This window comes from Candidatus Zymogenus saltonus, from assembly GCA_016929395.1.
Taxonomy (GTDB): domain Bacteria; phylum Desulfobacterota; class Zymogenia; order Zymogenales; family Zymogenaceae; genus Zymogenus; species Zymogenus saltonus.
Window position 1 is genome coordinate 48197 of sequence record JAFGIX010000057.1, and the last position, 14295, is coordinate 62491.

Annotated in this window: 14 protein-coding genes; 4 read left to right on the forward strand and 10 right to left on the reverse strand. The window is 50.5% G+C overall.

Annotated features, from left to right (window positions below):
• Positions 1 to 266: 266 nt before the first annotated feature.
• Positions 267 to 1928 carry a dihydroxy-acid dehydratase gene (gene ilvD, locus JW984_11730; protein ID MBN1573857.1) on the reverse strand — a complete coding sequence of 554 codons (1662 nt, stop codon included), beginning with the start codon at positions 1926 to 1928 and terminating at the stop codon, positions 267 to 269.
• 320 nt (positions 1929 to 2248) lie between these two features.
• Here ilvD and JW984_11735 point away from each other — a divergent pair, with 320 nt between their 5' ends.
• The 4 genes from JW984_11735 to JW984_11750 all read left to right on the forward strand — a co-directional run bounded on the left by JW984_11735 (position 2249) and on the right by JW984_11750 (position 6647).
• The gene (locus JW984_11735; GenBank protein MBN1573858.1) at positions 2249 to 4915 is read left to right on the forward strand and encodes a 1-acyl-sn-glycerol-3-phosphate acyltransferase; all 2667 of its coding nucleotides are present in this window, start codon (positions 2249 to 2251) and stop codon (positions 4913 to 4915) included.
• Between the two features lie 44 nt (positions 4916 to 4959).
• Positions 4960 to 5736: a septal ring lytic transglycosylase RlpA family protein gene (locus tag JW984_11740; protein ID MBN1573859.1), complete on the forward strand. Its 777-nt coding sequence runs from the start codon at positions 4960 to 4962 to the stop codon at positions 5734 to 5736.
• A 158-nt stretch (positions 5737 to 5894) separates the two neighbouring features.
• The gene (locus JW984_11745) at positions 5895 to 6395 is read left to right on the forward strand and encodes a flavin reductase (protein ID MBN1573860.1); all 501 of its coding nucleotides are present in this window, start codon (positions 5895 to 5897) and stop codon (positions 6393 to 6395) included.
• A gap of 12 nt (positions 6396 to 6407) precedes the next feature.
• The gene (locus JW984_11750; protein ID MBN1573861.1) at positions 6408 to 6647 is read left to right on the forward strand and encodes a hypothetical protein; all 240 of its coding nucleotides are present in this window, start codon (positions 6408 to 6410) and stop codon (positions 6645 to 6647) included.
• 688 nt (positions 6648 to 7335) lie between these two features.
• On the opposite strand, the gene JW984_11755 is transcribed toward JW984_11750, so the two are convergent.
• The 9 genes from JW984_11755 to nrdR all read right to left on the reverse strand — a co-directional run bounded on the left by JW984_11755 (position 7336) and on the right by nrdR (position 14294).
• Positions 7336 to 8271: an alpha/beta fold hydrolase gene (locus JW984_11755; GenBank protein ID MBN1573862.1), complete on the reverse strand. Its 936-nt coding sequence runs from the start codon at positions 8269 to 8271 to the stop codon at positions 7336 to 7338.
• Positions 8272 to 8305: 34 nt separating this feature from the next.
• The gene (locus JW984_11760) at positions 8306 to 9073 is read right to left on the reverse strand and encodes an alpha/beta hydrolase (protein ID MBN1573863.1); all 768 of its coding nucleotides are present in this window, start codon (positions 9071 to 9073) and stop codon (positions 8306 to 8308) included.
• Positions 9074 to 9192: 119 nt separating this feature from the next.
• The gene (gene nusB, locus JW984_11765) at positions 9193 to 9552 is read right to left on the reverse strand and encodes a transcription antitermination factor NusB (GenBank protein MBN1573864.1); all 360 of its coding nucleotides are present in this window, start codon (positions 9550 to 9552) and stop codon (positions 9193 to 9195) included.
• Positions 9553 to 10001: 449 nt separating this feature from the next.
• Complete coding sequence (locus JW984_11770) at positions 10002 to 10163, reverse strand: hypothetical protein (protein ID MBN1573865.1); 162 nt, start codon at positions 10161 to 10163, stop codon at positions 10002 to 10004.
• A 53-nt stretch (positions 10164 to 10216) separates the two neighbouring features.
• Positions 10217 to 10687, reverse strand: a complete 471-nt coding sequence (locus tag JW984_11775) for a 6,7-dimethyl-8-ribityllumazine synthase (protein ID MBN1573866.1) — start codon at positions 10685 to 10687, stop codon at positions 10217 to 10219.
• 9 nt (positions 10688 to 10696) lie between these two features.
• On the reverse strand, positions 10697 to 11902 hold the full coding sequence (locus JW984_11780; protein MBN1573867.1) for a bifunctional 3,4-dihydroxy-2-butanone-4-phosphate synthase/GTP cyclohydrolase II: 1206 nt from the start codon (positions 11900 to 11902) through the stop codon (positions 10697 to 10699).
• Between the two features lie 32 nt (positions 11903 to 11934).
• Positions 11935 to 12579 (reverse strand): riboflavin synthase, encoded by a 645-nt coding sequence (locus JW984_11785; protein MBN1573868.1) that lies wholly within the window; start codon positions 12577 to 12579, stop codon positions 11935 to 11937.
• Between the two features lie 110 nt (positions 12580 to 12689).
• Positions 12690 to 13823 carry a bifunctional diaminohydroxyphosphoribosylaminopyrimidine deaminase/5-amino-6-(5-phosphoribosylamino)uracil reductase RibD gene (ribD, locus tag JW984_11790; GenBank protein MBN1573869.1) on the reverse strand — a complete coding sequence of 378 codons (1134 nt, stop codon included), beginning with the start codon at positions 13821 to 13823 and terminating at the stop codon, positions 12690 to 12692.
• Positions 13824 to 14294 (reverse strand): transcriptional repressor NrdR, encoded by a 471-nt coding sequence (gene nrdR, locus JW984_11795; GenBank protein MBN1573870.1) that lies wholly within the window; start codon positions 14292 to 14294, stop codon positions 13824 to 13826.
• Position 14295 lies beyond the last annotated feature (1 nt).

Below are 14295 nucleotides of genomic sequence, written 5' to 3' on the forward strand. Positions count from 1 at the left end.
GCAAATTGTTATGGCAATATGTTATAGCAAATTGTTATTGGACTAAAGCCGAGACAACAGTATCAAAATTGAACGAGGGCAGATTGAGACCAGCTTGAATCGGTAGGATGGAATGATCAAAATAGTAATGTGAACGTTCGTCGCTCAAATTAAAAAGGAAACTGAACCAAAAACCGCTCTCCTAAATGACGCAATTCACCACCAGAATATCTAATAAAAACCGCCTGTTCACCGGCGACAATTTTTCACTACTTGCGGCAGACCCCTCAATCCTTGAACACCGCCCCGGTCGAGGCCGATGTAACCATCTTGGCGTACCGGGCGAGGTAGCCGGTCGTCACCTTGGGAGCCGGGGGCTTCCACTTCTCCCGCCTCTTGTTCAGCTCCTCGTCGGTCAGCCTGACGTTCAACTTCCTCTTTGGGATATCTATCTCTATGATGTCGCCTTCCTGAAGGAGCGCTATGTTTCCCCCCTCGGCCGCCTCGGGAGAAATGTGCCCTATGGCTGCCCCCCTCGTTCCGCCGGAAAACCTGCCGTCCGTTATCAGGGCGACGTCCCTGTCCAGCCCCATCCCGGCGATGACCGACGTCGGGGTGAGCATCTCCCTCATCCCGGGGCCGCCCTTCGGCCCCTCGTATCTGACGACCACTACGTCGCCCTTCTTGATCTTTTTGTCCAGGATGGCCTTGGCGGCGTCATCTTCTGAGTCGAACACCCTTGCGGGACCTGTGTTTTTCATCATCTTTTTATCCACGGCGATCTGCTTTACGACGGCCCCGTCCGGGGCCAGGTTTCCCCTCAGGATCGCTATCCCCCCCTCCTTGTTGTACGGATTTTTTACATTCCGTATCACGTTCTTATCCGCCACCTCGACTCCATCTATGTTGTGGGAAACGGTAAATCCGTTTGCCGTAATGACGTCGCCATCTATCATCCCGGCCCTATTAAGCACGGAGAGCACGGCCTGAATCCCCCCGGCCCTGTACAGGTCCTGTAGATGGTGTGGGCCTCCGGGTGACAGGTGGACGAGGTGCGGGGTCTTTCTGCTTATCTGGTCGAAGAGGTCGAGATTGAGCTCGATTCCGGCCTCCCTCGATACCGCGGGGAGGTGCAAAACCGTGTTTGTAGAGCACCCCAAGGCCATGTCAACCGCTATGGCGTTCATCAACGATCTCTCGTTTACTATGTCCCTTGGGAGAATCTTCTTCTCGATGAGCTTCATGACGCTCCTTCCCGCCTCTTTTGCGAGCCTCACCCTCGCGGCATTAACTGCTGGGGTCGTGCCGTTTCCCGGAAGGCCCAGCCCGATTGCCTCGGTCAGGCAGTTCATGGAGTTTGCCGTAAACATGCCGGCGCACGATCCGCATCCGGGGCAGGCGCTGTTCTCGAGACCGACAAGCTCGTCTTCAGACATCGATCCCGTCTTTAATCTCCCCACACCCTCGAAGACGGTTATCAAGTCTACTTCCACTCCGTTGTAAATCCCTGCCATCATAGGTCCGCCGCTGACCACAATTGTTGGAATATTCAACCTCAGCGTCGCCATCAGCATCCCAGGGATTATCTTGTCGCAGTTTGTGACCATGACCATCCCGTCAAAGGGGTGGGCCATAGCCATAACCTCGATGGAGTCGGCTATCAGCTCCCTGCTCGCCAGTGAATACTTCATACCCTCGTGGTTCATCGCGATGCCGTCGCATACCCCGATTGTGGGAAATTCTATCGGTGTTCCCCCCGCAAGCCTCACGCCCGCCTTTACCGCATCTGCTATCGTGTCAAGATGAATGTGGCCGGGAATAATCTCGTTATGGGAATTCACTACACCAACCATCGGACGAGCTATCTCGCTGTCCGTATAACCCATTGCCTTGAATAACGAACGGTGAGGCGCCTTCTCCAGCCCCCTTTTCATCTTGTCACTTCTCATTTTTGACTCCTTTGGATTTTTTAGATTATAACAATATCTCTTTTGTCTTGTAAAGAAAAAATATTTTGATATAATTTTTCAAAAATTCAAGAACTTCATTGATTTATTTCATGGAGTATACAGACCGTCTCTCAACTTAAATGTTATTATAAATTTAATTTGCTTTTTTTACAAATCGTTAAGGATTCAATCCCCCTCATTATTCAAAAAATCAGGAACATCCATTGGCCTTGACTTTCAACCATTTTGGTGTTAGCGTAATGTTGCAATCTTTTCTACTTTTTGCTTAAAAGACAACCAATTTTTTCTTTAAGGATGTCATGAAAGAGAAAATAAAGAAAGAGAGCATCAGAGAGAAATTCAATTCCTTTATGATGATGTTGCTTGGCAACCGCCTTAATTATTATACATCCTATTTCGGCGAGAGCAGCAGCTATCTAATTTCTCTAATATTTAAGTGTTTTGCGAATAAAGTATCAATCCTTGATGAGGACTTGAAAACCATCAGGGAGCTTTCAAATAAGGGGACGATAATCTACGCCCAGAAGAACAGGTCCTCCCTCGATTTTCTCTTTTTCCACCATCGCTATAAGTCAGAGGGCCTGCCCTACCCAATCTTCGGCAATTTCATCAACATGATTTGGTTCCAGCCCCTGAAATCGGTCTTTCGTATCCTTCTTTCAAAATTCTATGCATTCATCGAGCGTCAGGAACAGCCAAATCCCTACCGTACCGACTACGTCCGCAGAATGACCGAAGAGGGGAAATCCTCGATCCTTTTCTTGCGCAACCCCACCGGGCTTTTGAAGAGATTTGCATTAAAGGAGGTAGATGACCCGGTGGTATATCTGCTCAGGTCTCAAAAGGTAATGGAAAAGACGATTTACATCGTCCCACACATCATTATATTTCACAAAAGACCTCTGAGTATGAAGAGAACCCTGACTAACATTATGTTTGGCCCCAAGGAAGAGCCTGGCCTGCTTCGCCGCATAATAGTATTTTTCAGGTACTACAGAAAGGCCTTTATCAAATTAGGCGACCCGATAAATTTGAAGGAGTTCTTGGAAGAAAGGGGTGAGGCCATAAGCGGGGAGCTCTCTTTCGATCTAAGAAGAGCGCTGTTGGACAACATCGAAAACGAGGAGAGGATAATCAAGGGGCCGGCCCTGAAGGATCGTCTGGAGCTTTTTGAGATGGTGCTTTGGGACGAGAGGTTCAAAAGACAGATTGAGGAGCTTTCCGAAGTCACGGGCGTTCCCAAAGAGAAGTTCAGAAAGAAGGCCATATCTTATCTCGAGGAGATCGCCGCCGATTACAACATGACCTACATCTATCTCTTCGACATCGTCGTCACCTGGGTCTGGAACAATATCTACAGCGGAACAGAGGTGGACATGGAGGGCTTGAAAAAGGTTCGCGAGGCCGCAAAGAAATCTTCCCTTGTGATAATGCCTTGTCATAAAAGCCACATGGACTATCTTATACTCTCTCAGATATTCTTTCACAACAACCTCACGCCACCGCATATAGCGGCGGGTGTAAATCTTACTTTTTTTCCGATGGGACATATTTTCAGGCGTTCCGGCGCATTTTTCATAAGGAGGACATTCAAGGGCGATCCCCTCTATCCAATCGTCTTTTCCACATACGTCAAGACCATCCTATCCGAAGGATACAGTATCGAGTACTTCATAGAGGGGGGAAGGTCCAGGACCGGAAAGCTCGTCATGCCAAAGCTCGGCCTGCTTTCTATAATCATAGACGCCTTCTTCTCCGGGGATATCGATGACATCTCATTTATTCCAGTCTCCATCGGGTATGACAAGGTCATGGAGGAAAAATCCTACATAAAAGAGATGTCCGGCGGAAACAAGGAAAAGGAAAACCTTTTGACCATGATAAAGAGCAGAAGCGTCTTAAAAAAACGCTACGGTACGGTCTTTATAAACTTCAACGATCCTATCTCGCTGAAGGATTTCTTTATCTCATCGGGATACAACCCGGACGAGATCACGAAGACGGATCTCAGAAAACTGCAGTACAACCTTGCATACAAGATAGTACACTCGATAAACGAGGTCAGTATTGTGCTGACTTCCCAGCTTGTCTCGGCGGCCTTTATGTCTCATATCAAGGGCGCCCTACTTTGGGAGGAGCTTATTGATACGGTCTACTTCATGCTGGATTATCTGAGATTTACCGGCGCCCGGATTACAAAAGCCCTGAACAATCCACGGGCGGCGATAAGAGATACCCTTTCGACATTTATAGAAGAGAAGTTGATAGAGATAGTAAGGCATGACCAGGATGATGAAGAGGAGGATTATGAGCAGGTCTTTTTCGTGCCGGACGAAAAGCGTCTCAACCTCGAGTTTTACAAAAACTCCACGCTTCACTTCCTCCTTCCGCCCGCCTTTATCTCAGTCTCCATTCTCTCCCGTCAGGAGGCGGGCTCTTCCAAGAAGCAGATCACCGAAGACTACACATACCTGAGGAAACTCTTCAAGTACGACTTTATATACGATATGGAGCTTACGGACGTAGAGAGGGTAAATCAGGTCCTCGAATACCTCAAGGAAAGCGATATTATCGTAGAAAAGAACGGCCAATTCAAGATAAACAAAGGGATGGAGAAAAAGCTCTACATCTTTACCGGATTGATAAGGAATTACCTCGAATCGTACCTTGTAACACTCGTTACACTTCCGGACTATCTGGAGGGAAAAAAGAGGAGCGAAAAAGACCTTGTAAATCGAATAACCAAGGTCGGCGAAAAGATGTTCACCAGAGGCGAGATAACTAGGCCGGAATCTCTGTCTCGCATAAATATCAAGAATGCCCTTAATCTCTTCACCCACGAGGAAATCCTTACCATGAAAAGTGAGGTGGATGGAAAGAGGCAAACGAGATTCTACACGTTGGGGTCTGCGCGAAAAGGTTACACAAAAAAACTGCATGAATTTCTCGAGCGTATTGAAAAATAGACTGGCTTTGAATTATTTTCATTTTATTCTGAGGAATGAGTATCATGAATAACTTTAAGCCTTTCCTTATCTGGACGATAATTTTTCTGTTTCCCGTCTCCGGCTGCTCGCTTTTCAATATGGGGGTCAAGAGCAGGCATAACACCTACATACCTCCGTCTGAGGATAAGGTGTCGATTACGACCGAAAAGATCCCACCAGCGGAGGTGGTCGATACCTTCGAGGGGATGGCTTCCTGGTACGGGCCGAAATTCCACGGGAAAAAGACCGCCAGCGGCGAGATATTCGACATGTACGAGCTTACTGCCGCCCACAAGAGCCTTCCCATGGGAACCAAGTGCATCGTCACCAATCTTGAAAACAACAAGTCGGTAACGGTGAGGATCAACGACCGGGGCCCGTTCGCCAAGGAGAGGGTCATAGATCTATCATACGCCTCGGCGAAGGTTATCGACATGATCCACTCGGGGACGATCAAGGTAAGGGTCGAGGTGCTTGCCGGGGAGGCCACCGAGGAATTGGAGACAGCAACCGCCCCCGAATCCACAACGGACGATACGCCCAAACTCAACAACACCGGCGAGTACAAGGTTTACTTCACTATTCAGGTCGGCTCGTTCTCCAGCAGGGAGAATGCCGAGAGGCTTTCGGAGACGATAAAGGGTTACATCGAAAACGTATGGATCGAGGAGTTCGTCACCACGGAGTCGACCTATTACCGCGTTCGGGCGGGGAAATTCCCCACCAAGGAAGACGCGGAGAAGGGCGCCGAGGTTCTCTCGGAGGCCGGACACTCGGGATTCATCACCGAGATAAAGTAGAGGGAGAGCGGGCTGCCATCTGATTCGTGCCGTGTCAAAGGGGCCGACCTTTTGTAAGGTGGTTTTCGGTCTTGAAGTAGGGTTTGAAGTAGGATTTAATAAATAGAACACCCTTTTAATTTCAAGATCGGGGCCTTTAAAAACCTGTTTTGTTTAATATGGACGAAAAGCTAAAAAAGGGACTGTCTTCACTGACCTACGGTCTTTACGTCGTCACCGTGGACGACGGCGAGACGAAGTGCGCAATGGTGGCGTCCTGGGTCTCTCAGGTATCCTACAATCCGCCAAGGATAATGGTTGGGATAAAGAAGGTGCGCTTCATCCACAATATCCTCATGGAATTGTCCGAAGTATCCAAAAAGGACGGCGACGTGCACTTCGGCCTGATGGTGGTTCAGAAGGGGAGGGAGACAGACCTCAAGAGAATAAAGGCCGGAGATCAAAAGAGCCTCTTTTCCGGCGACAACGTGATTGCGGGAAGGTCGGGGGCGCCTCTCTTCAACGACTACCTTTGTGCCTTCGAGCTGAAGTTAGTGGAGACTCTGGACGCCGGTGACCACACCCTCTTCATCGGGGAGGTTGAAGACGTCGTTATCACAGGGGATGGGCCTCCCTCATCGACTTTGGATTACAAAAAGGTCTACATCGGGGATATTTAGGGAGGACGAAGCATGATCTCAAAGGAGGAGATAAGGGAGGAGCAGAAGAAGATCAACAGGCTGAGGACCTTGGTCGACCTCACCATAAGCATCATCCTTCAGGGCGACCTCCCCATCGAGAGGGCCCAGAGGCTCGTGGAGGGGGTGAAGAATCAGGCGATTGCCCTCTTTCCGGGAAAGGAGGAGACCTTCGAGCTTATCTACAGGCCCCGCTTCAACAGGGCGATAATGGAACGATACGGGCTTCATTAATGGCCGCCCATCCGGCCGTCCTGACTCTGCGGCTTTGGTCGAATTCTTCTGACCAGGCCCAACCGCTCATTTTCCGAAGCAGACTCCCGAACATCGCCCCGTCCCGCCGCTCGTTGGAACACAAGAAAATAAGCCGACCGTCATTTAAACCCGCTTCCGGTCACACAATCCGCTTATCCAGCCAGCCGTTGTCCCGGCGGCCTTACAGCTCCACCGGATGAATCTTGAGTATATACGCTGCACCGCCTCATACCGGCGTCAATTCTGCAATGTCAGCTCCCCGACAGAGAGAGAGAGAGAGAGAGAGAAGTGCCGCATCATTTAAAAGACACAAATACTTCAATCACCACGTTTGTCCCCCAGCGATTTCCAATCCTTCTCACCCCCGGCCGAACCTCAAACATCCCCTCGGCCCGAAACCTGTTGGCCCCGACAACCATTTTGTCCACAAGCTTTTGATCACGCAATCCGTTTAACCCGCCGCCCTTTGGCCCCTATAAACATTTGATCCACCACCTGTTGGTTCAGTAATCCATTTGGACCACCGCCTGATTTTCCACCATCACCAACACCCTATTTTTTACCCCGATCATCACCCTTACTTTTAGATTAAGCTTCTCTCCTCATCAAGTTTCTTCCGCTTCCCATCCGACTAAATGACAGAGAAACAATAGGGGCCGAAGTTTTTTTAGGGCCAGCGCTTCTTGATGAACGACAGGACAAGCTCCTCGTACATATCGGTGTAGTCTTCGTAGCCCATCGTGTGGGTACAGCCGGAGAAGAAGTATATCTCCTTGTCTTCGGCACCTGCGGCATCGTACATCTCGGTCGAGTATTCCGGCTTTATGTTGAGGTCTCCATCGCAGTGTAGTATAAGCGTGGGCACAACAACCTCTTTTATCGCCAGGATTGGGGCGACTTCACTCGGCTTGAAATGCGCCCTTATTCCCGCCAAAAGGAGGGCGGAGTCGACTATCGGGAACCTCGGTAGGCCGTAGAGGGCCTTTGCGTAGTCCGAAACTATTATCGGAAGCGACGGGTAGCTCGAATCCTCGATCAGGAGCTTTATCCTGTCGTCGTTTGCGGCGGCCATGATGGCTATCGCCGCCCCCATCGACTCCCCTAAGACGCCGAGCTGCTCGAGATTACAGTCGCCGCGCTTCTCAAGGTAGTCTACCGCGGATGAGACGTCATGACTCTCGTAATAGCCAAAGGTGCAAAAATCTCCCTCTGAGAGACCGTGGTACCTGTGGTCGTAGGCGAGGACGTTGTATCCAGCCCTTGCGAGCATCCCTGAATATTTTAGGGAGCCTATCCTGTTGTCGTTCTGGCCGTGAAGGACGATAAATGTGGGCGATTCTTTGCTCTTACCTGGAATGAACCACCCCTTGAGCGTTAGCTTTTCGCCGTCCACATCCTTCGGATCTTTGAGCGTCGTAAACTCTATTTCCTCGGGTTTAACGCCATAGTCGGCCAGGTCGTGAAATTTTTTCTCTGCGATCTTCTCCTCAATCGTCGCTGTCTCGAATCTTATGATCTCCCCCGAAAAGAACCATATGGCGTACCCGAAACCTAAAACGATAATCAGAAGGAGGACTAACGCCGCTTTTTTGACAAACTTCATTTTTTTATCCTAAAAATATTAAAAATTCGGTTCTCTATTTCACCTTTTTCTTCAGCCATTCCAAAATATCTCCCGCCACGTCTTCCCAGCCGTTTTCCGTCATCAGGTTGTGGCCGATATCCTTGTAGAGTTTGAAATCGGCTTTATATGCCCTTGCGGTCCTCCTCTCGTTTCTCGGCGGGAAAAAGTAGTCGTGCCCCGATGCAAGGAGTAAAACGGGAGACGAGACCCTCTTCGGCCTGAGCCATACCAGGGGAACGGTCAGGCCCAACAAGGCAAGGGAAGACTCCGGACCGCTCTTTTTAAAGCCCTCCTCAGATACTTTTTTCGGGGCATTGTAAAGGAACAAATGCCTGTACATCTTTTCCGACTTTACCTTGACCGGCATCAAGAGGGTAAGTCTGATCATCTCTATCGGATACTGGAAGATCATCTTTATCATTGTGATTGTGGGGAGTCTTCTAAAGGTGGCCGGGGCAACCAGCACCGCCGCCGGGGCCTTGTTTCGTTCGAGGTACTTCATCGTCGCAAAGCCCCCCATGCTGTGACCGACAATAATTGGGTTTCCGATTTTTCCTTTCGTCGCCTCGATCTCCCTCACGTAGTCCATCATCGTCTTTCCCTTCAGCCCCGCCTCCTCCCTCCTCTCCCCGTGGCCGGGTAGTTCGAGGGCATAGCAGGAAAAACCCGCCTTTGAAAAATATTCCATGAAGTTTTGCCAGCACCAATCGCCGTGCCAGGCCCCGTGGACGAACAGGATCGGCGTCTCAAAAACCTTTTTTTTGGGCATCATCTCTTTCATAATATGTATCCTTTTAACAGAAAATTGGTACTCATTAAAAACATTGTATATATAGCCATATGGGCTTTAGGATAACTTATCAGAAATCAGATACGGCAAAATAAAACGCTTTGAACCGATCACTCTTTTGAATCCGTCTTTTCTCTCTTTTTCTCGACAGAGGCGATTTTATCGAGTATCCCGTTTATGAAGGAAGGGCTGTCAGCCGTTCCGTATCTCTTGGCGATCTCAATTGCCTCGTTCATCGAAACGCTGGACGGGATGTCGTCCGCAAACATCAGCTCGAAGATGGCAAACCTGAGGATGTTTCTGTCCACCACTCCCATCCTGTCGAGCTTCCAGTTCTCGGAGGTCTCGTTGATTATTTTATCTATCCTCTTCCGATGTTTGCAAACGCCCCTTACCAGAAACAGGAAAAACGGTATGGCGGTCTCGTCGGTCTTGAAGCTGTCCTTGAAGACATCGATTGCCCTTTCCATTTCGGGATCGAGGATATTGTTGTTTTCAAAGCCGTTCACTTCCGTCTCGGCATATTCATCGCCGGCCTGTTCAAGAATATCTATTTTTTCAGTTTTTGAGTTTTTGATTTTTTGGTCTTTTACGGAATCATCTTTTATGGTAGCGTTTTTTATGTTAGCTATTTCGGTCTCTATTTTGGTCTTTTGGCGGGATTTGGAATTATCTCCAATGTGTGATTCGCTTTTTACCGACCCCTCAGCTCCATCATCTTTGGAATCCTTTATATAAGCGGCTTCCTTCCCCGGTGGATTCATATCGATCTGAAAAAGAAACTGAAGCGCCAATTCCCTTGCCCTTCTTCTCTTTCCCAAGATTGAATCCCCCGTTAAAAAATTGGAAAAGAAATTTTTAACTACAGCCGATATATCAAACAAACTTTAAACAAACTTGCAGACTTGTCATCACGCCGTCATCCCCATACCCCCGTTATCCCCGTCCCCCCTATCTCCCCCATTATTCCCAATCCCCTATTTCCCCATCGCCTCCTTTCAGGTCCTGCCCCGCTTTCCCTGTTTTCCCGATCTCGGCTGGCCACCCTTCCCGCCCATCCGACCCTGCCTGAGCTTCCCAAACTCAAGACCCCCTCGGTTTATCCGCCAAGCTCTCGGCTGGGAAGGGACGAGACTATTTCTTGATCTCGGCCATGAGATTGACCATCTCGATGGCAGTGACGGCGGCGTCGTAGCCCTTGTTTCCCGATTTGGATCCTGCCCTCTCGATGGCTTGTTCTATATTGTCGGTCGTGATGATCCCGTAGGATACGGGTATGTTGCTTTCCATGGAGAGCCTTGCCACACCCTTGGCCGACTCCGCGGCGATATATTCGAAGTGCGGAGTTGAGCCCCTGATTACGGCCCCTATGCAGATTATGGCGTCGTATTTTCCAAGCTCCACCAATTTTCTCGCCATCTGGGGAACCTCAAACGCGCCCGGGACCCTGTAGACGTGGATGTCTTCATCCGCCCCACCGTGCCTCAGTATGGCGTCCGTTGCGCCGTCGAGCAGCTTGTCTCCGATAAAGCTGTTGAACCTCGAAAGGATCACTCCGAACTTCAGTCCCTTGGCTTCTATTTTACCCTCGATATGCCTGGGCATCTAGGCCTCCTATACCTTTTTTAATAAATGACCCATCTTCTGTCGCTTTGTCTTTAAATACTTGATATTGTTTTCTCCCGGCTCGATCTCGATCGGCACCCTTTCCACCACTTCAAGATTGTACCCCTTGAGCCCAATGATCTTCTTCGGATTGTTTGTAAGGAGCTTGATTTTGTGTACCCCAAGATCCACCAGAATCTGGGCGCCCAGTCCGTAATCCCTGAGGTCGGCCTTGAAGCCCAGCTTTTCGTTCGCCTCCACCGTGTCTAATCCGTGATCCTGAAGCTCGTAGGCCTTGATCTTGTTCATAAGGCCTATCCCCCTTCCCTCCTGGTTCATGTATATCAGGACGCCCTTCCCCTCCTCGGATATTATCTTGAGGGCGGCCTGGAGCTGGTCTCCGCAGTCGCACCTCAGCGACCCCAGAACGTCCCCGGTCAGACACGCGCTGTGGACCCTCACCATGACCTCATCGTCGGGGGCGAAATCACCCAGAATCAACGCCAGGTGCTCGTGGGGATCAACATCGTTTCTGTAGGCGATAGCCTTGAAGCTTACTCCGAACTTCGTTGGAACAGTGGTCTCGGCTGTCCTGTGTACCAGAAGCTCCGTCCTCATCCTGTACTCGATAATGTCCTTCACTGTGGCTATCTTTATCCTGTGTTTCTCCGAGAACTCCTCGAGGTCGGGCATCCGGGCCATAGTCCCATCGTCCTTCATCACCTCGCATATCACCCCGTAGGGCTTAAGCCCCGAAAGCCTCGCAAGGTCAACCGAACCCTCGGTCTGTCCCGTCCGGAAAAGAACGCCCCCGTTTTTCGCGATCAGAGGGAAGATATGACCGGGCCTCACGAGATCGTCGGTTGTGGCTTCGTCGGCAACGGCGGTCAACACCGTTGTGGCCCGATCGTGGGCCGAAATCCCGGTCGTTATTCCCTTTTTCGCCTCAATGGAAACGGTAAAGGCGGTCTGGAACGGCGACGTGTTCTCAGAGACCATAAGGGGAAGGTTCAAAGACCTCGCCTTATCTTCCGTCAGGGAAAGGCATATCAGCCCCCTCCCGTATTTAGCCATGAAGTTTATGGCCTCAGGGGTGACCTTTTCAGCCGCAATAAAGAGATCCCCCTCGTTCTCGCGGTCCTCGTCATCGACCAAGATGATCATCTTCCCCTCTTTTAAATCATCCAATATCTCAGGAATCGGCGTTGTCGGCATTCTATTTCTCCTAATCAAATATTCTATAGATTCTACAGGTACCCTTCCTCGGCCAGCTTTGTCAGCGTCAGGCCCTCCCACTTTTCCCTGTCTTTAGACAAAAACCTCTCCACATATTTTCCAATTATATCCGCCTCCAAGTTCACCTCGTCCCCGACCTTAATGTCTAACAGGTTCGTGTTTTCCGCCGTGTGCCTTATTATGTTTATCGTGAACGAGTCATCGGAGATGGAGTTTACCGTAAGGCTTATGCCGTTTACTGAAACGGAGCCCTTGTCTACGATGTATCTGAAGACGCCCCTGGGGGGGACTATCTTGATTATGAGGCTGTCACTGTCCCTGTCGATACGCTTTACGGTCCCAACGCCGTCTACGTGCCCCTGTACCATGTGACCGCCCAGGCGGCCACCAAGTGCCAGCGCCTTTTCGAGATTGACGCGGTCCGATGTCCTTATGCCCTTAAGGGTCGAGCGGGAAACGGTCTCCGGGGAGGCCTCGACGCTGAAGCCCTTTCCCTCCACGGCAACCACGGTGAGACAAACACCGTCTACGCTGATGCTGTCTCCGATCTTAGTGTCGGTGAGGTCCATCCCGGTCTCGACCGTTATGATAGACACCTCCCCCGCCTTCCTGAGGCCTCTGACTATACCCACGTCCTCTATGATTCCGGTAAACATCGATAACAAAACACGCGATACTAAAAAAATTCGATACTAAAAAACGCGATATAAAAACACGTCATAAAAAAGTATTACCCATTCCCCCCATTATCCGCTCCCCACAAAATTTAAACTCTCCCCTGACCCCCCATCCTGTAGCCGACAACTGCTATGTCCTCGCCTATGCGACTGACTGATACGTTTTCCAGCTTGACCGCTCCCCCGATTTCCCTCGGCCCCTCACCCGCCGTCAGCCCCAGCGGGTCGCTTCCCGTGAGTATCCTCGGTGAATATATGAAGATTATTTTATCAAATTTACCATATTTGATGAAATAAGTAAAGACTTTTGCTCCCCCCTCCACGAGAAGGCTCATAATGTTGCGCCTTGCCAGTTCGCTCAACAGCCGGTCGAGATCGAGCCCCCCTTCCCTCCCCTCACCCCGCTTCAACCGGATGACCGTTGCCCCCGTCCCCTCGATCTTCTTTGCCATTTCCTCGTCGGCGCCTTCATCGGCCGCGATAATAACGTCGGCGCCCCCCTTTGTAAAGCCCTTTGTAAAGATATTGGCCCCGGTATCGATCTCAAGCCTGGGGTCGATAATTACCTTCGTAGGGTTTCTCCCCACCGTCAGCCTTACGGTCAGCTCCGGATCGTCCGCCTTTACCGTCCCTATCCCCACCAGGACGGCGTCGTACCTCTTTCTCAGCCCGTGGACGAACCTCCTCGCCCTCTCCGACGTTATCCATTTCGAGTCGCCTGTTGAGGTTGCCGTCTTTCCGTCCAGGGTCATCGCGGCCTTGAGAACCACAAATGGTCTCTTTTCAACGACGAATTTTTTGTACGCCTCGTAGAGCACCCTTATATCTCTTCCCAGCCTTCCCCCCGGCTCAACGAATGAGACCTGGACACCGCCATCCTCGAGTATCCTTGCACCGCCTCCCATAACAATCGGGTTTGGGTCATCGGTGCCGATGAATACCCTCTTTACGCCAGATTTCAAAATCGCCTCTGTGCACGGCGGAGTCCTTCCGTGGTGACTGCACGGCTCTAGGGTGACGTACAGGTCCGCCCCCTTTGCCCTTTTCCCTGCGGCATTGAGGGCCTCGGCCTCCCCGTGGGGATGCCCTGCCCCCTTATGAAAGCCCTCCCCCACAACCTCTCCCCCCAAAACCACAACAGCCCCAACCGGTGGATTGGGGCTTGTCCTGCCCTCGTATCTCCTTGCCAGCGTGAGGGCCCTCCTCATATATTTTTCTTCCATCTACTTTCTTTTGCCGTCCTTCTGATCTAAAAGATCCTTCAGCTCCGACATAAACTCGTTAATGTCTTTGAAGGACCGGTAGACCGACGCAAATCTGACGTACGCCACCTCGTCGAGTCCGTGGAGGTGCTCCATCACGACCTCTCCTATGTCCGTGCTTTTTACCTCCCTCTCCGCCACATCTGTAAAGTTGGCCTCGATAGAATCGACCGTCTTCTCTATCACCGTAATGCTTATGGGGCGTTTCTCGCACGCCTTTATTATCCCCGAAAGGATCTTGTTTCTGTCAAACTGTTCCCGTCTGCCGTCCCTCTTTATCACCATGGGAAGCATCTCCTCCACCCTCTCGTAGGTAGTGAATCTCCTGCCGCAATCGTTACACTCCCTACGTCTGCGAATTACATGGCCGTCCTTGGAGAGCCTCGAATCGATGACCTTATTGTCCATAAATCCGCAAAATGGGCATTTCACT